An 18,184-nucleotide genomic window follows, 5' to 3' on the forward strand; every position below is an offset into this window, starting at 1 on the left:
ATGGAAAAAGTAGACACAAAAACTACGAGGACAAAAAACGGTACAGCAAGGCTTATGGAGCTAGCAGCAACAAAGAAACCACTAATGATTGCCTCAGTTGTATTGTCAGCATTGGCTTCCATTATTTCTTTTGTACCTTATATTTCTATTTATTATATTGTGGGAGAAATAATGAGCGTATATCCAAATTTCCAAAGTTTAGATGTACATAGAACAATAGGCTTTGGTTGGATTGCATTTGGAGGTATTTTAGGAAATGTTTTATTCTATTTTTTTGCTTTGATTTGTTCTCATCTTGCGGCATTTGGAACCCTTTATGAATTAAAGGTAAAGTTTGCATTTCATCTTGCAAAATTACCCCTTGGATTTCATCTAACAATAGGTAGTGGTAAGATGCGTAAAATAATGGATGAGAATATTGAAAAGGTAGAAGGATTTATCGCACATCAACTACCAGATATTGTAGCAGCAATTGTGGCACCAATTGTTATGGTTGCAATTTTGCTCATTTTTGATTGGAGATTTGGATTGGCAGCAATTGTTGGCATACTTGTTGCTTTTGGATTGGAATTTAAAGCATATGGAAATGCTGGTGCCAAAACCATGATGAACCAATATCAAAATGCAATAGAAGATATGAATAATGCCTCAGTAGAGTATATTCGTGGGATCACTGTGGTAAAAGCATTTAGACAGACGGTATATTCTTTTAGAAGATTGCATGAGACGATTAAGAGCTATACGAAATTTGTCATTCCCTATACTTTGAGTTGGGAAAATTATATGTCCGGATTTACCACTATTGTAAATAATATTTACTTGTTTTTAATACCAGTTGGTATATTTTTGGGTCTAAGGACCACAAATTATGAGTCTTTTGCAACAACATTTATATTCTACCTTATTTTTGTTCCCTCTATTTCCTCTGTTATGATGAAAATAATGTACGTATCCAGTAGTGGCATGCAAATAATTGGTGGTGTGGAACGTATGGACGATATACTACGTAATGAACCATTGGCTGAAACAGATACACCCGAAACATGTAAAGGTCACGATATTGTGTTTCAAGATGTTTCGTTTTCCTATGATGTAAATAAAGATGCTTCTGCTTTGACTAATGTATCTTTTCATGCAAATCAAGGAGAAGTGACAGCCATAGTTGGACCCTCAGGAGGAGGGAAAAGTACAATTGCTCATCTAATCCCTCGCTTCTTTGATGTGACAGAGGGCAGTATTCAAATTGACAATGTGGATATACGTAAAATGAATCTGGATTATTTAATGAAAAAGGTAAGTTTTGTATTTCAAGATGTGTTTTTGTTTAAGCAAAGTATTATGGACAATATTAGAATTGGAAATTTGAGTGCTACAGATGAAGAGGTCATAGCGGCAGCAGAGGCTGCTCAGTGCCATGAATTTATTAAAAGGCTTCCTCAAGGATATCATACAGTCATTGGTACGAAGGGGGTTCATCTGTCAGGTGGAGAACAGCAACGCATTGTTATTGCAAGAGCTATTGTAAAAAATGCACCTATTATTGTACTTGATGAAGCAACTGCATTTACAGATCCAGAAAATGAATACTTGATACAAAAGGCATTTGAAAAACTAATGGACAAGAAAACCGTTATTATGATTGCACATCGCCTATCAACAATTAGAAGTGCCAATAAAATAATTGTTATGGATAAAGGAGTACTTGTTGAACAAGGTAGTCACGATGAGTTAATGAAGAAGAAAAGCAAGTATTATGATATGTGGGAAATGTATACCAAATCCCTTGACTGGAAAATTCATAGCAAAGAGGAGGGGCGCATCAATGCTTAACTTAAAAGAAATGCTTTACTTAACACATAAAGGACATTCTGACTTAAAGAAAGCTATTTTTGCTTGTACCATAACCAATTTGTCTTTGATGTTACCTTTTGGTATCACCATTCAGATCTTTCTTGAATTATTAAAACCCCTTATGGGAGAGGAAATATCATGGTCGAGAATGTGGATGTATTTTGGTTTCGGAGTTATAGGAGCAGTTCTTGTTTTCATGGCGAATAAAAATGATTATAAAAAAACCTATGTAACATCTTATATGGAAGCAGAAGCTACTCGGATTCGTATTGCTGAGCATATCAGAAAATTGCCTATGAGTTTTTTTAATTCTAAAGATTTAACAGAATTAACCACCAATATCATGGGAGATTGTGCAACAACGGAGCATGTACTTAGCCATGTCATTCCACAACTTTTTGCTAATGCAATTTCAATTACAGCAATTAGTGTAATGCTTGCCTTTTTTGAGTGGAGATTAGCGCTCACTGTATTTTGTACAGTTCCTATTGCTTTCTTCATTATTTTTGCAAGTAAAAAGATTCAACTGAAATTAGGTGTAAAGCATATAGAGGCAAAATTAAAAGCGTCGGGACAGATACAAGAATACTTAGAGGGAATTAAGGTAATCAAAGCCAATGGTTTAGATGGAGATAAATTTGTTGCCTTAGATGATGCTCTTCGCCGCATGAAGAAATTGGCAATCCAGATGGAATTTACAACAGGTGTTTTTGTTACTGGTGCGCAAATTATTGTGCAAGCAGGTGTGGGACTCACTGTTTTTGTAGGCACATATCTCCTAACTGGAGGCAAAATTGAATTAGTACCACTACTCATGTTTTTTCTTATTGTAGTGAGAATATATGGGCCAATTCTCGTAGAACTTACTCTTCTTCCAGAACTCTTATATTTACGAGAGTCCACAAAGAGGTTGAGAACACTCATTTCAACACCAGTAATGGAGGGAGATGCGGAAATAGAACTAAAAGATTATACAATCGATTTTGAAAATGTAAACTTTAGTTACAATGAAGTAAATTCATTAGAGGAATCCGTAATCAAAAATATATCAGTATCTATTCCTGGAAATGGGATTACTGCTTTAGTAGGACCCTCTGGTTGCGGAAAAAGTACCATATCTAAATTAATCGCTCGTTTCTGGGATGTGAATAAAGGCACGATAAGAATTGGCGGTATTGACATTAAGACTTTAGATCCAGAGCATTTAATGAGTTATATGGCTTTTGTATTTCAAGATGTAGTGCTGTTTAATGATACCATCTTTAACAATATCCGAATTGGAAACATGAATGCTACAGATCATGAGGTTATGGAAGCGGCAAAAGTAGCTTGCTGTGATGAATTTGTCACCAATATGCCTGAGGGATACGGGACAATGCTTGGAGAAAATGGATATACCCTTTCAGGAGGAGAAAGACAGCGGATTTCAATTGCTCGAGCATTGCTAAAGAATGCACCCATTGTTCTACTTGATGAGGCTACATCTTCACTGGATCCGGAAAATGAAGTGCTCATTCAACAAGCAATCTCAAGATTAATTGCTGGAAAAACAGTTATCGTTATCGCCCATAGATTAAGAACAATAGTTGGTGCAGATAAAATTATTGTGTTAAATAATGGAGAGGTAGTTGAAGAGGGTACCCATGACACACTTATAGCCAATTGTGGATTGTATGAAAAGCTTTATTGTATTCAACAGCAAAGCTTAGGATGGAGTGTGTAGGTAGAGACAAAAAGTTTCAATAATCTAAATGTCTGTCTAAATGGAGCCGAAATAAACTTGCTGGAGTAGAAAGGTCATTTAATTGTATTTATAATAAAGGTTGATTAACTTAGGTTAATTGACCTTTATTATTGTTAAGAAGAAATTAGTGAGTTAAGCAGTTGTTGTTAATAAAGCATATGGGAGGAGTATGAAATGAAAGAAAAGAATTGGTTGGCAACGGTTTTGTCTTTTGCCACAGAGTGCAAGGTGAAAATGATTTTGTCAGTATTATGCGCCGTAATAAGCGTTGGAGGTGGTATGGTACCTTATATTGGCGTATACCAAATAATTATTTTGTTTTTTCATGGAACCCAAACAACAAGTAGCATTTTGTTTTGGGGGGGAATATGTATTGGAGGGTATATGGTGAAGATCGTATTTTATGGTATATCTACTACATTAGCCCATGTATCTGCATATAGCATATTAGAGAATATGAGGATAAAGATTGCGGATAAATTGATGAAAGCACCGCTAGGTACGGTGTTAAATCAAACAGTAGGGAAGCTAAAAAGTGTTATGGTAGATCGGGTAGAAACCATTGAATTACCTCTAGCTCATATGATACCAGAAGGCATCTCTAATCTACTTTTGCCTTTAGCTGTATTTGTATACATTATTCTCATAGATTGGCGTATGGCACTTGCGGCAATGGTCACTGTACCCATAGCAGTTGTAGCATATGGAATAATGATGAAAAACTATAATCAACAGTATGCTGAGTATATGGAATCCAGTAATTATGTAAATAGCGTAATTGTAGAATATGTGGAAGGGATTGAAGTGATCAAAGCATTTAACCAGTCCACCTCATCTTACCAAAAGTTTGAAAAAGCTGTAGAATCTTTTAAAGAATTTACGATGAATTGGTTTACGAGCACTTGGAAACTCATGAACTTTGGTGGGGCAGTTTTACCTTCTACCTTACTTGGTACGATGCCTATAGGGATGATCTTGTACATAGATGGATCATTAACTATCGCGGAACTTACTATGTGTATGATATTGTCCATGGGAATTGTAGCACCATTAACTAGCTTTACAGTCTTTGTTAATGATCTCAAATCTATTGAATATGCAGTAAAAGATGCAAATGAATTTTTGCATCTTGAAGAGCTACCTGATAAACATAAACAAGTTCATCTTGAACAATACCATATCGACATTCAGCATGTTTCCTTCTCATATGATACGCAGCATACTCAGAACGTAGAGAAAATGGAAAACATCGTGTTAAGTGATATTAGCCTCAAGCTCAAGCAAGGGACTATCTCAGCTTTGGTTGGCCCCTCAGGGGGAGGCAAATCTACAGTTGCTAGATTGATTGCCCGGTTTTGGGATGTAGGCAGTGGAGCCATTAAAATAGGTGGTTGCAATATTAAAGATATTCCTTTATCACAACTTGCGGATATAGTGAGCTTTGTAACCCAGGATAATTTTCTTTTTAACTGCTCCCTTATGGAAAATATACGACTTGGGAATCCAATGGCATCTGATGAAGAGGTAATAGAAGCAGCAAAGGCCGCTTGCTGTGACGAATTCATTACTGCACTAGATAAGGGATACCATACCAATGCGGGGGAGGCAGGAGGAAGATTATCAGGAGGAGAAAAACAAAGGATTGCCATCGCGCGAGCGATCCTAAAAGATTCACCAATCGTAATACTTGATGAGGCTACTGCTTTTACAGATCCAGAAAATGAAGATAAGATTCAAAAATCTATTGCTGCCTTAACGAAAGGAAAGACTTTGTTGGTTATCGCTCACAGGCTTTCAACTATAAAAAATGCACACCAGATTATCGTTATGGAAAAAGGACATATAGCTCAAACAGGGACCCATGAAGAATTACTAGGGGAGTGCGTGACCTATAAGAATATGTGGGAAGCACATATTGGTGCAAAAAAATGGGCTGCCCATAGCGTGAAAGGAGAGAGGAAACAATATGTTTAAATCATTAAAAAGAATTATCTACTGGACAGGTAAGCGTAAAAAACGTTTATACAAAGGATTTGTCTATTCTTTCTTTCATGCCATGTTTATCGCTATGCCTATTATGGCCACTGCATATGGATTAAATCTAATTTTAGAGGATATGAATGGAATGGGCAAGCTGACAACAGATTATGCCTTCTATATGTTAGGGTTTATGGTGATTGCTGTTTTAGGGAGATTCATCTTTGCCTATCTTCGAGCTGTTGCACAGGATAGTATCGCATATGAAGTAACTGCACAGCAAAGAATATCTATTGGTGATACGTTAAAACGAGTATCGTTAGGATTTTTTACCAAAACCAATACTGGAGAAATTACGTCAGCAGTAACTACGGATTTATCCTTTATTGAGATGCTAGGAATGAGAATGATCGACGTTGTGATAAATGGTTATATTAGCGTATTTACCATGACCATATGTTTACTGTTTTACAATGTATGGGTAGGTTTGATTACCTTAACAGGAATATTCTTATCTGCTATATTTCTGAGATTATTGGGGAAGAAAAGCAATGAAAATGCGCCAATACATCAGGAAGCCCAGGATAATATGGTTGCAGCTACAATTGAATATATAAGAGGTATTGCAGTGGTAAAGGCCTTTAAACAAGACGGGGTTTCAAGGGAAGGCATTCGTAATGCGTATAAAATGAGTAAGGACATTAATGTAAAAATAGAAAAGAATTATGTTTTGTATAACTGTCTACATTTATTTGCCCTTAAGTCCTCATCAATAGGAATCGTTTTGGTATCGGCGATTCTAACGGCAAATGGAAAAATGGACATTCCCACTATGTTAATGATGACTATTTTCTCTTTTGTGATCTTTGGACATATCGAAGCGGTAAATGGAGCAATCCATGTTTTAGAAATCATCGATGTGACAATGGATAAATTAGAGGCTATAGAAAGTGCCCAGTTTATCGATAAGGATAGCGCAGATATAAAATTATCAGCATATGATATTCAGTTTGAGGACGTCACATTTGCATATGATCATCAGGAGGTATTAAAAGATATATCCTTCAAGATTCCAGAGAACACTACCACGGCAATTATCGGCCCCTCAGGAAGTGGCAAGTCCACTATATGTAATCTCATTGCCAGATTCTACGATGTAAATAAGGGGCGTATATCCGTAGGAGGAGTAGATGTTAGAAGTATGACCTGCGATGGTCTTCTTAAGAACGTGAGTATGGTGTTTCAAAAGGTATATTTATTTCACGATACAGTCCTTCAAAACATTCGATTTGGAAAACCAAATGCAAGCTTTGAAGAGGTTGTGGAAACAGCAAAAAAAGCTTGCTGTCACGATTTTATTATGGATCTCCCAAATGGATATGATACGGTTATAGGAGATGGTGGTTCAACCCTATCTGGAGGAGAAAAACAGCGGATTTCTATAGCCAGAGCAATGCTTAAAAATGCACCTATCATTATTTTAGATGAGGCAACAGCTAGTGTAGACCCTGAGAATGAACATGCCATACAACAGGCCATTAGCGAATTGGTACATGGCAAAACAATGATCATTATAGCTCATCGACTTGCCACCATTCAGAATGCAGATCAGATACTTGTAGTAGATCAAGGGCGTATTGTGCAAAGAGGTGGACACGAATCATTACTAAAAGAAGAGGGCATTTACAAGAGGTTCCTTGCTATTCGACAGGTTGCAGAAAAATGGAGTATCTAGTGAAATAATCTTATTGCTATAGAAGTAAATGAATTCTATACATCATAGATTCATTTACTTTTAATTTTGTTCATAAATGACTCCATAGCAGAGATAGAATCACTACTTATTACATGCTCAATGGCACATGCATCTGCATCAGCTATAATGGAATCGATTTTAAGTATTTTTGTAAAAAAATCATGTATGACTTGATGTTTTTTCGAGGTCATTTCAGCTAGTCTTAATCCCTCGGGAGTTAAAAAAATTTCTTTGTATTTTTCATTGGTGATTAGTCCCTTTTCAGCTAGAGTTGACATAGCATTGTTTGTACTTGCTTTGGTAACACCAAGTCTATGTGCAATATCTGAAACTCTTGCACCTGTTCCTGGGCTTGCAAGTTCATAAATAGCTTCTAAATAGTTTTCCATAGTATAAGAGAGTTTTTTTGTCATAATTTCCTCCAATATTATTAAGGTTTTATTATTATATTATATTCTTTTAAGAAAAAAAACAAATAATACATAATAAAATTATATACATTAAATATAATTCTTGTAATACTTGAATTGTTTATAGTCTTATAAACTTATTAGTAAATAGGTTATTTAAAGTAAAGTTCATATCAGTATCACTTTACTTTTTAATTTGTAGTATATGTATGTTAATGTATAATAGAAAAATAAATTTATTTGAGGTGATCATATGGATGTTATAGAAGCCATTAAAACAAGAAGGAGTATTAGAAAATTTGATACAAATAATTATGTAAGTGATGATCTTATTAAGAAGATTATTGAATGTGCAGGATGGGCTCCTTCGGCACATAATCAGCAGCCATGGCATTTTATTGTGTTTAGAGATTCGAATAGAAAGATAAAGATTGCTGAACGCTCAAAGTGGGCAAAATTTTTTGAACATGCGCCAGTAGGAATTGTAGTATTAACTGATTTTAGTTTGGCTAGAGAATCAAAAGGTGATAAATTATTAAAATATTACTGTTTACAAGACTCAGCTGCGGCTGTAGAAAACTTGTTACTTTCCGCGTGGAACTACAACTTGGGAACTTGTTGGATCGGAGACTTTGATGAGGAACAGCTATATGATTTGTTTAATATCTCAAAGAACTGGGTGCCTGTAGGTATTATAGCCATGGGATATCCAGATCAACAATGGAGTGGAAAGGCAAGTCCAAGAAGAAATGTTGAAGAAATAGTGGATTTTGTTGAATAGTTATAAAAAATACTTAATAATGAACGTTTGTTAAGTATTGATTTTTAATAAGATTTTAATATTTACAATGAGGATACTAAAGTATATTCTGATACAAATTGTTAAATTTGTTAAAGGGAGTGTTCTTATGAAAAGTTACATAGAATTTAAAAAAGTAAATAAGGAGTATAAACTGGGTAAGAATAGATTTTTAGCGGTTAATAATATAGATTTTACTATTGGTAAGGGTGAGTTCGTTGTTGTGCTTGGACCTAGTGGCGCAGGAAAAAGTACAGTCTTAAATCTATTAGGTGGAATGGATACTGTTACAAGTGGAACGATTTTAGTGGATGGAAAAGACATCACTAGTTGCAGTGATAGAGAGTTAACTGATTATCGTGCTACTGATGTTGGGTTTATATTTCAATTTTATAATCTTATTCCTAGTCTTACTGTCCGTGAGAATGTTGCACTTGTAAAGGAAATTGTAAAAAGCACTTTAGATGTAGAAAGTGTATTGGAGTCTGTGGGATTAAATGACCATAGATTTCAATTTCCCACGCAGCTATCAGGTGGAGAACAGCAAAGAGTATCTATTGCAAGGGCAATTTTTAAAAATCCGAAATTGCTTCTGTGTGATGAGCCAACTGGTGCATTGGACTCAGATACTGGTGTTGTAATATTATCATTGTTGCAAGATATGAGTAGAATTGAAGGACGTACAGTGATTATTGTAACTCATAATGCTATTTTAGCTGAGGCTGCAGATAAAGTAATTAAACTTAAAAATGGAAAGGTACAAGAAGTGATTTTTAATAATAATCCTATACCAGTAAATGAGGTGAATTGGTAATGTTATTTAGAAAGATGCTAAGAGATCTCAAAAGTAACATTGTTCAATTTACATCCATTTTTATTATGATATTCTTGGGGATATTTATCTTTACAGGTATGCACGCAGTAGGTAATGGTATGGACCAATCTAGCAAGGTGTTTTATAAAGAGACTAACCTTGCTAACGCTACAATATACGGATTAGATTTTACTAAAGAAGACGTAAAACAACTAGAATCTAAAGATGGTGTTGAAAAAGTTGAGAGAAGGTTTCAGACAAATGCTTCACTAGAGAATGATACTAAAACGACTATACAATTAAATATTGTAGAGAGTAATGCTATATCTTCAAATCATCTAGTTGAAGGAGAGGCATTCCAAAGGAGCAAAGACGGGATTTGGTTAAATAGCCTTTTTGCCAAAGCAAATTCCATCAAAGTGGGAGACTCTATCAAATTGTATGTACAGGGACAAATAATGACTAAGAGGGTTAAGGGACTTATTATAAATCCAGAGTATGTCTATGGTGTAAAAGATGAAAATGAAATGATTCCTGATCACAATAACTATGGTTACGCATTTTTATCCTCTCAAGATATAAAATTTGAAATACCATTTAATCAACTGATTATTGTAACTGACTTAGATAAGAAGATATTAGAAGACATCAAATTAAGTCTCTTTAAAGAAAAGCAGAGTGTACTTGTGATGCAGGAAGATTATTCTAGTGTACGAATGTTTCAAAATGAAATAAATCAAATGAAAGCTATGGAAACAATTTTTCCAATTGCATTTCTTTTAATAGCTATTTTAACGACACTTACAACTATGACTAGGATTACGGTAAATCAAAGAACTCTAATCGGTTCATTAAAAGCATTGGGATTTTCTAATGGAAAGATTTTAAGGCATTATACAAGTTATGGTACATTTATTGGTATTCTAGGTGGTGTGTTAGGAATGACTACGGGACCAATCATTTTGCCAGATATAATCTTTAGTTTCCAAAAGGGTTTTTATACACTACCAGAATGGAAAGGAATAATTGAACCAACTGTAGCATTGATTGTATTCTTCTGTATTAGTTGTTGTGGATTAAGTGGTTTTTTTGCTTGTCGTATGGAGCTTCAAGGGGTAGCGGCTGACATTTTAAGGCCCAAAGCGCCTAAAATTAATAAGCATACAAAGCTTGAAAAAAGTAGATGGTGGAATTTAATGAAATTTGACTATCAATGGAATATACGAGATTTGCTAAGAAATAAACTTCGCTGTGCGGTTGCTATTATTGGTATATTTGGTTGTATGTCATTAATCATTTGTGCATTTGGATTAAGGGATACGGTACATGGGATTACAGATACTGCCTATAAGAATATTAACACTTATGATACTAAAGTAGGGCTATCTGAAAAAATAACACAAGAAAAATTTCTAGAGATTGAGAAAAATGGATATCGCCAATTTATACAGGAGTCTGCCATTGAAATTGATGATAATGGAGAAATGGTTAGTTTAGCAATGACAGTAATCGGCGAAGGTGACTATTTGAAGTATAAGGGAATAGATGATAAAAGTATTACTTTACCAAATTCAGGAGTTGCTATAACCAATAAGATCGCCAAACTTTATGATCTAAAAATTAATGATCAGCTTAAATGGAGACTATATGGTACAGATAAATGGTTTACGAGTAAAATCATGCGCATAATCAAAAATCCTGTAGGTCAAGGAATATATATTAGTGAGGATTCTTATAAAAATATGAATCAGATAATGGTTCCAACAGCTATGTTAACTAATGAGGAAACTTCAAAATTCACACAAGAAGAATTTAGCTTTGTACAATCCAAAGACGATCTTATTAATAATATGGATGTAATGATGGAGACAATGAATGCTATGATTGCATTATTGATTTCAGCAGCAGTTATATTAGGTGTAGTTGTCTTATATAATCTCGGAGTATTGTCTTTTAACGAAAGAATTCGGGAGCTAGCCACCTTAAAAGTGTTAGGATTTCAATACACTAAGCTAAGGAAAATTTTACAAATACAGAATATCTGGATTACATTACTTGGAACCCTATTAGGGGTACCAGGAGGGTATCTATTACTCAATTACATGCTAAAATATATGGGTGATAGCTTTGACTTATCAGTTAATATTTCGTACTTTTCATATGCTTTTTCTATTATAGGGACACTGATGTTATCGATTGGAGTTAATAGATTATTGAGTCGGAAATTAAAGAAAATTGATATGGTTTCTGCTTTAAAAGGAGTGGAGTAAACTTTATTTTTTAGGAATGGGCATAGGCATTCCTAGGACCATTACCTTTATATAGGTGATTAATTCATTTTTTCCTTCTTCCATATTTTTTTTATTTTTTCCGATGAATAAAAGTGACGAAAGAAAACCATGAGCGACTGACCTAGCGAGAAATGATTTACCTTCAACATTTAAATGAATAGCTATATGTTCTTGAAAAAGATCTAGAAATGTTTCTCGATATGATTCATATTTAGTACCTTCACATCCTTCCATTAAGATTAAAAGAGAGTTGCTTAGTAAGAGGTCTAGAGGAAAAAAATTAGGCATGTAGGTCATTATTATATCTTGAAAGTTTAATTCCATTTCTTCCTTAGTAATATCAAAAGTTGATATGGCAGATTCATGTTCTTTTATTACATTTAAAATCTTTGTCGGAGTATTACCGATGATGGTGTCTAAAATAGCTTCTTTATCATCAAAATAAGTATATAGATTACCAAGAGTAGTATGAGATTTTTTTGCAATAGTTCTCATAGAGGAGTTTTTAAATCCACGCTTTAAAAACTCTTTTTCAGCAGCAGACAGAATATCTTCTCGAACTGATTCTTTTTTTATTTGCATCTATTATCACCTAACGTTAATTTTTTAAATATGTTCATATAAAAAATTATACCATATTTATTTCTTTTTTATAATCGATTAATTAATAAGCAAGACTTTCATTTACAATAGTATTTACATAAATATTAAACTTCTTTATCAATATAAAGGATAAGAAATAGAAAATAGATTTGTTCAATCTCGATACTTAAGTCGTGTTTACAATACTCCATAATGGGAATATATGAAACTATAAGGATTTAAAATAGGAGGTAAATTAAATGAAGTTAAAAGGAAAAGTTGCAATTGTCACAGGAGCAAGTTCGGGTATGGGAAAAGAAATTGCATATTATTATGCAAAAGAAGGTGCTAAAGTTATGGCTGTGGCACGTCGTATTGAAAAGTTAGATGTACTTGTAGAGGAATCAAAAAATCTTGATGGTAAAATTGTACCACTTGTAGCTGATGTGTCGTATAAAGATCAAATAGAAAAAATGATAGACGAAACTATAAAAGTGTTTGGAACTCTAGATATTTTAGTTAATAATGCCGGTATTATGGATGATTTTAGTCCTGTTGGTGATGTAAATGATGATATGTGGGAAAAGGTGTTAAATGTAAACTTAAATGGTCCATTTTATGCTACTAAAAAAGCAATTAATTATTTTAAAGAAAAAGGTAGTGGTGTTATTATAAATACTGCATCCATTGGTGGACTTCATGGTGGAAGGGCTGGCGCTGCATACACAGTATCAAAACATGGAATTATAGGTTTGACAAAAAATACTGCTATTATGTATGCTAAGCAAAATATAAGATGCAATGCAATTTGTCCAGGAGGTATCGAGACTGATATAGGTAATGGAGCTTTTATGAAAAATATAAATGAAGATGGAATGAATCTAGTAATGGCAGGTTCTGGTACAAATCCTCGTACAGGTAAACCTAATGAAATAGCCACAGTTGCGGTATTCCTAGCAAGTGATGATGCTGGATTCATAAATGGACAATGTATAGCCGTAGATGGTGGATGGACAGCATATTGATAGTTTATGAGTAGTAAGCATATAACAGTTGTAGAAGATTGACTTGTGTTTTAAAATAAGTGATATATACATATTTGTAGAGGTATCCTAGTTTTATTAGTATAATAAGATTTTATCTTTTTTATAAGCTAATATAAACATTTATGGGTACCTTTTTTTCTTTGTTTTGCTTTATCGCGAAATATCAATTTACATTCTATTAATATATTCATATTTAAATATCATGGATATAGTTGAGCTTTACAAAAATTAAATAAAATATTATCAATGTTTGTGACTTAGTCACATATAACGGTTTAGATATCGTTTACAATATAACAGTAAACTAATTTGTATTCCTATAGTGTTAATTAAGGAAAAAAATTAAAAGGAGAATGTAAAATGAAAAAGTATTTATTATTAGTTATTTTAGGGGGGATCATTTTTAGCCTGATAGGGTGTAGTTCACCTACAGCAGGTAGTAGTACAGAGTCTGATGTTAATCTAGAATCAGTAAATGAGTTTCTTAATAATAGTGGTGATTTAGGACCAGGGTCTATTGCAAATAAGGTATCAATTATACCTTTTCAACATATTGATGGTCCTAAAAATGAATCAGACTTCTATGCTTTCGTAAATTTTGAGTATAAAGCACGCGATTATATTAAATATCAAGTTACTTATTTATCTTGTACTTGTCGTTCAGCAGCAGAGAATTATTGGCAAACTGCTTATGTAGAACTTAGTCTACCAAATACGAACAATCCTGATGATGTGGTGATAAAATATCTTTCTTACGATCAAGACCCATCAGAACATTATTTAGGAGGATTTTGGGGTGATAGCAGTCCTACTCCAGCAGGAGTAACCTATGATATTTTTAAAGATCAATACATAGATTACTTTCAAGGAAAAGAAAGTTCATATATTCAAACATTGAGTACTATGTGGGATATTGAAACAAGTGATTATACATTAGGAGAAGGAAGATCAGATTTAACTATTGATACATTTACTGGTTCTTCTGTTTCAGCAAATAATATTATTAGAATTATAAATTCATTATTAGACTATCATTCTCAAAATGAATTTTTCCATGAATAAATATTAAAAATATTAGGGGGATTAAAATGAAAAGAAAATTGTTATTAATTACCGTAGTGTTAATTACATTAAGTATTTTGTTTTTTACAGGATGTTCTTCAAATGAAACTGATCAAGTCGATGGTGAACCAAGTGATGATTTCGTACTACAAGAATTACCAGCACCAATAAATCTTGAAGGGAATTATACAACAGAAGATGGCGATGAAGTAGTTTGTCAAGATGGTGATTATTCAGCAACCTGTTCATCAATCAATGTAAATAATCTAGATCAATATTTAAATAGGAGTGATGTTGTTTATATTGACTTGAGAGACTATGATAACTATGCACAAAAGCATTTTAAAAATTTTGAGGTAGTACCTTATTTTGGATTTATTTTCAACGAGAAAGCACATACAGATGAAACAAACATTCAATTATTTGGAGGTTCACCACAAGAACCTATAGCAGTTTATGCTGAGTCAGAAGCTATTTTAAACTCAATATTTCCAAAAGATAAAACCATCTTTGTAATGTGTCAATCTGGTGCTCGTGTTACATGGATGATGCAAATTCTAGACGCTAATGGATATGATATGAGTAAAATATACAATGTTGGTGGGTTAGGGCAATATACAGATGCAAAATATTCTGCGTATATTACAGATACTGCTGAATTTAAAGTGGAAGTAAACTATAGTATGGACGGTGCAACAAGAAATTAAAATATATCAACAAATGAATATCATGATCTTTTAATAGAACATGATATTCATTTTATAAAAGAGCATAATAAGTACTAATTTTCTATGATATTAAAATATTAAGAAAATTTTTCTAACCCGGTTTCATTGACTATTGTTATTTCTCCTCTAGACAATTTTATCAGGCCTTCTTTAGCGAAATAACTTAACATTCTTGATACTACCTCTCTCGCAGAACTAAGATGTTTTGCAATTTGATCATGGGTAAGATATACAATATTACTATTATTTCTAGAAATTTCATTGAGTAAAAAGAGTGCAAGTCGTTTATCAAACTTCATAAAAAGAATTTGGTCCATAGTCCACATAACATCAGAAAAACGCTTAGCTGCTTCTTTGTACAAGAAATTTTCAGCATAAATATTTTTAGATGCAATTTTTGAAAAAACTTTTGGATTTATAAGTAGAACTTCACTTTCTACTTCAGCAGATAGATTAACGTCAAATGTAATATTTTCAAAGATACATGTGGCAGATAGTACACAGATATCACCTTTTTCAAGGCGAAAGAGTGTTATCTCACGACCATCTTCAGATAGCAAATATATTCTGAAACTACCACTTTTAATAATTAATATTCCAATACAATCATTTTCACCACTATAAAAATTACCTTGTTGGTAAGTAGTATTGATAGTGTGATCCACAATTAAATTTTTGTCTTTAGATTCTAATTTGTCCCAGAATGTTAATACTTGAGATAAAATTGATATATTGTCATCTTGTATCATAATGATAACCCCTCCAAAGATTATTAATATCATAAATTGGGATGGAATTATGTAGGAAGCTACTTAAGTCGTAGCAGATTCACTTCAGCATCTACGCTGAATTCGGTCATTGGCACTTGCAATCTTGAGAAGTGAGAAGTAATCCCCAATTGCATCCAATCTGCTACTTTAGTATATCATAAATTATTGTGAAGGTATGTAGTGTCTGCTTTTATACTGAAGATTAATTCATTAAATTGTAACTTCTTCCACAGTTTTGATAACATCAGTCACGATGACATTGAAAAGCATTAAAATTAATGCTATACTAAGCTTAAGTTAATAACTAAAACGGAGGGTATAAAATAATGACAAGACATATTACAATTAAGCTTGCAGATGAATATCATCAAGAAATTAAAGAAATTTCAGAAAAAACTGGTATTACATTAACTGCAATTATTAAACAGGGCTTGAAACTTAGAGTAGAACAGTTGAAAAAAGAAAAATAAATTGTTTCAAAATAATCTGCATTCTAAATAAGCTACTTCTTGAAAAGAAAGAAGTAGCTTATTTAGTTTTTTGGAAACTGATGATATGAATTATTATTATTGACATTGAGGTTTTGGGCTATCTACAATAGTTGCAATTAGCTTTGAAGAAAAAGCACCTACATTTCCGACAAAACCTCCACCGCCAATTGTAATAACTACAATATAGGTGCAACAATCATTAAGACATAAATCGCAATCACATGTAAAAAATGAAAAATCACTAGTGATAAGTTGAGGGACTGTTACTTCATAAGTGAACTCAGGACTAATAGGTATAGGTCCTTGATTATTACAAGTCCTAAATATTTGGAAATTTAAAGTGCCTGCAAAACCTAAACCAATTATTTGAGTTATATAATCTAATTTAATACAGGGATTGACATAGTTAGATAAATTGATAGTTAAGGCCGCAGCAGTAACGGTAGTTCCTACTGGACCGGCAGGAATAATAACTCGGCTATTCTCTCCACATTTTAGTGCAAATTTATATGATTTATTACTATAATTATTTGTCTTCGGAACTGAAATCAAATTTTTTCCTCCTTTTATAAATAATTGAAATTATTATATTGATCAATAAATCTTTAATACAGTGTATTAAACTATATGAATAATAGTGAAGAGTTTCTTTCGCTATTAAAATATAAATTGCGTATTAATGCAAAGATTAGATAAATTGATTGTCTTTATTAGCTATCAAAAGGATCATTTGTATTTTGTCTTTTAATAAATAAAAATGTCTTATATTTAATTGTTACCCTAAGTAAACTTTTTGGCTGTAACGCATATATTGTAGTAGTTATTTAATATCAATAGAAAATTCAAATGAATTTGAAATTTTAGCCAAAGGAGTTAACCTAAGTGATCGATTATTTTATTAATCTAAATCCAATGTATCAAGCCTTAATAGGCACGTTATTTACGTGGGGGATGACGGCTGTTGGAGCTGCATTGGTATTTACAACTAAGACAATGAATCAACGACTGATGGATGGAATGTTAGGTTTTGCTGGTGGTGTTATGATAGCAGCGAGTTTTTGGTCTTTACTCTCACCTGCCATAGAGATGGCAGAAGGAAATTTTTTACCTAGTTGGTTCCCTGCTGCAATAGGTTTTTCATTAGGGGGTATTTTCTTATGGGGGATTGATAAAATTATTCCTCATTTACATCCAAATGCACAAATTATTGATGCTGAAGGTATGCATCCTACTAGAAAACGTAGGAGTACGCTTCTTGTTCTTGCCATTACTTTACACAATATTCCTGAAGGCCTCGCAATAGGAGTAGCTTTTGGAGCAGTTGCTGCTGGTTTTCCATCTGCTAGCTTAACAGGAGCCATTGCGTTAGCAATTGGTATAGGAATTCAGAACTTTCCTGAAGGTACGGCTGTTTCAATACCCCTACGCAGAGATGGGATGTCTCGTAGAAGAAGTTTCTTTTATGGGCAATTTTCAGGAATGGTTGAACCAATCTCAGCTGTAATCGGAGTTATAGCTGTTACATTAATGCAGCCTCTTCTACCATATGCATTAAGTTTCGCAGCAGGAGCGATGATTTTTGTAGTAGCGGAAGAAGTTATTCCTGGTTCCCAAGAAAATGGAGATAGAGATTTTGCATCTATGATGTTGATGATAGGTTTTACAGTAATGATGATATTAGATGTTGCACTTGGTTGAATTACCATAGGTAAGAAAGAATATACTTAAATATGTGAAACATATGACATTAAATGTATCTTAAATAAGTAAGAATTGTAGAAGCATATGAAAAATCCAGTAAAGACGTTTATAAGTTGTCTTTACTGGATCTTTTTTATAAAATAGGAAAGTTCGAACACCTCT

16 protein-coding genes are annotated in these 18,184 nt (G+C 33.2%); 12 read left to right on the top strand and 4 right to left on the bottom strand.

The window, feature by feature from the left end; translation table 11 throughout:
• The 4 genes from GC105_RS11840 (at window position 1) to GC105_RS11855 (ending at window position 7,307) form a co-directional block, all read left to right on the top strand.
• Complete coding sequence (locus tag GC105_RS11840) at window positions 1–1,830, top strand: ABC transporter ATP-binding protein (RefSeq protein WP_152805042.1); 1,830 nt, start codon at window positions 1–3, stop codon at window positions 1,828–1,830.
• The gene (locus GC105_RS11845) at window positions 1,823–3,574 is read left to right on the top strand and encodes an ABC transporter ATP-binding protein (protein WP_152805044.1); all 1,752 of its coding nucleotides are present in this window, start codon (window positions 1,823–1,825) and stop codon (window positions 3,572–3,574) included. Before GC105_RS11840 ends, GC105_RS11845 begins: the two co-directional genes overlap by 8 nt.
• A gap of 195 nt (window positions 3,575–3,769) precedes the next feature.
• Window positions 3,770–5,569, top strand: a complete 1,800-nt coding sequence (locus GC105_RS11850; RefSeq protein WP_152805046.1) for an ABC transporter ATP-binding protein — start codon at window positions 3,770–3,772, stop codon at window positions 5,567–5,569.
• Window positions 5,562–7,307: an ABC transporter ATP-binding protein gene (locus tag GC105_RS11855; protein ID WP_152805047.1), complete on the top strand. Its 1,746-nt coding sequence runs from the start codon at window positions 5,562–5,564 to the stop codon at window positions 7,305–7,307. Before GC105_RS11850 ends, GC105_RS11855 begins: the two co-directional genes overlap by 8 nt.
• Window positions 7,308–7,357: 50 nt before the next feature.
• Here the strand turns inward: GC105_RS11855 and GC105_RS11860 are convergent, their stop codons facing one another.
• On the bottom strand, window positions 7,358–7,741 hold the full coding sequence (locus GC105_RS11860) for a metal-dependent transcriptional regulator (RefSeq protein ID WP_152805050.1): 384 nt from the start codon (window positions 7,739–7,741) through the stop codon (window positions 7,358–7,360).
• A gap of 250 nt (window positions 7,742–7,991) precedes the next feature.
• Between GC105_RS11860 and GC105_RS11865 the strand changes: the two genes are divergently transcribed.
• From GC105_RS11865 to GC105_RS11875, 3 genes are all read left to right on the top strand, one after another.
• A complete protein-coding gene (locus GC105_RS11865) occupies window positions 7,992–8,519 on the top strand; it encodes a nitroreductase family protein (RefSeq protein WP_152805052.1) in 528 nt (175 codons plus the stop codon).
• Window positions 8,520–8,646: 127 nt separating this feature from the next.
• On the top strand, window positions 8,647–9,351 hold the full coding sequence (locus GC105_RS11870; RefSeq protein ID WP_152805054.1) for an ABC transporter ATP-binding protein: 705 nt from the start codon (window positions 8,647–8,649) through the stop codon (window positions 9,349–9,351).
• Entirely contained in the window at window positions 9,351–11,621 is a 2,271-nt protein-coding gene (locus tag GC105_RS11875; protein ID WP_152805056.1) for an FtsX-like permease family protein, read from the top strand. Before GC105_RS11870 ends, GC105_RS11875 begins: the two co-directional genes overlap by 1 nt.
• A 3-nt stretch (window positions 11,622–11,624) precedes the next feature.
• On the opposite strand, the gene GC105_RS11880 is transcribed toward GC105_RS11875, so the two are convergent.
• The gene (locus tag GC105_RS11880) at window positions 11,625–12,224 is read right to left on the bottom strand and encodes a TetR/AcrR family transcriptional regulator (protein WP_152805058.1); all 600 of its coding nucleotides are present in this window, start codon (window positions 12,222–12,224) and stop codon (window positions 11,625–11,627) included.
• A gap of 260 nt (window positions 12,225–12,484) precedes the next feature.
• Between GC105_RS11880 and GC105_RS11885 the strand changes: the two genes are divergently transcribed.
• The 3 genes from GC105_RS11885 to GC105_RS11895 all read left to right on the top strand — a co-directional run bounded on the left by GC105_RS11885 (window position 12,485) and on the right by GC105_RS11895 (window position 15,039).
• Complete coding sequence (locus tag GC105_RS11885) at window positions 12,485–13,249, top strand: glucose 1-dehydrogenase (protein ID WP_152805060.1); 765 nt, start codon at window positions 12,485–12,487, stop codon at window positions 13,247–13,249.
• A gap of 381 nt (window positions 13,250–13,630) precedes the next feature.
• Window positions 13,631–14,332 carry a hypothetical protein gene (locus GC105_RS11890; RefSeq protein WP_152805062.1) on the top strand — a complete coding sequence of 234 codons (702 nt, stop codon included), beginning with the start codon at window positions 13,631–13,633 and terminating at the stop codon, window positions 14,330–14,332.
• Window positions 14,333–14,358: 26 nt separating this feature from the next.
• Window positions 14,359–15,039 carry a rhodanese-like domain-containing protein gene (locus tag GC105_RS11895; RefSeq protein ID WP_152805064.1) on the top strand — a complete coding sequence of 227 codons (681 nt, stop codon included), beginning with the start codon at window positions 14,359–14,361 and terminating at the stop codon, window positions 15,037–15,039.
• 98 nt (window positions 15,040–15,137) lie between these two features.
• Here the strand turns inward: GC105_RS11895 and GC105_RS11900 are convergent, their stop codons facing one another.
• Window positions 15,138–15,809 carry a Crp/Fnr family transcriptional regulator gene (locus GC105_RS11900; RefSeq protein ID WP_152805066.1) on the bottom strand — a complete coding sequence of 224 codons (672 nt, stop codon included), beginning with the start codon at window positions 15,807–15,809 and terminating at the stop codon, window positions 15,138–15,140.
• 347 nt (window positions 15,810–16,156) lie between these two features.
• Between GC105_RS11900 and GC105_RS11905 the strand changes: the two genes are divergently transcribed.
• Window positions 16,157–16,300 (top strand): ribbon-helix-helix domain-containing protein, encoded by a 144-nt coding sequence (locus GC105_RS11905; protein WP_152805068.1) that lies wholly within the window; start codon window positions 16,157–16,159, stop codon window positions 16,298–16,300.
• Between the two features lie 96 nt (window positions 16,301–16,396).
• Here GC105_RS11905 and GC105_RS11910 read toward each other — a convergent pair whose 3' ends face one another.
• Window positions 16,397–16,873, bottom strand: coding sequence for a DUF4489 domain-containing protein (locus GC105_RS11910; protein ID WP_152805070.1), 477 nt, complete (start codon window positions 16,871–16,873; stop codon window positions 16,397–16,399).
• Between the two features lie 333 nt (window positions 16,874–17,206).
• Here GC105_RS11910 and GC105_RS11915 point away from each other — a divergent pair, with 333 nt between their 5' ends.
• The gene (locus GC105_RS11915) at window positions 17,207–18,019 is read left to right on the top strand and encodes a ZIP family metal transporter (protein ID WP_343030023.1); all 813 of its coding nucleotides are present in this window, start codon (window positions 17,207–17,209) and stop codon (window positions 18,017–18,019) included.
• Window positions 18,020–18,184: the final 165 nt, after the last annotated feature.

The sequence above is a fragment of the Alkalibaculum sporogenes genome, from assembly GCF_009362815.1.
Lineage (GTDB): Bacteria > Bacillota > Clostridia > Eubacteriales > Alkalibacteraceae > Alkalibaculum_A > Alkalibaculum_A sporogenes.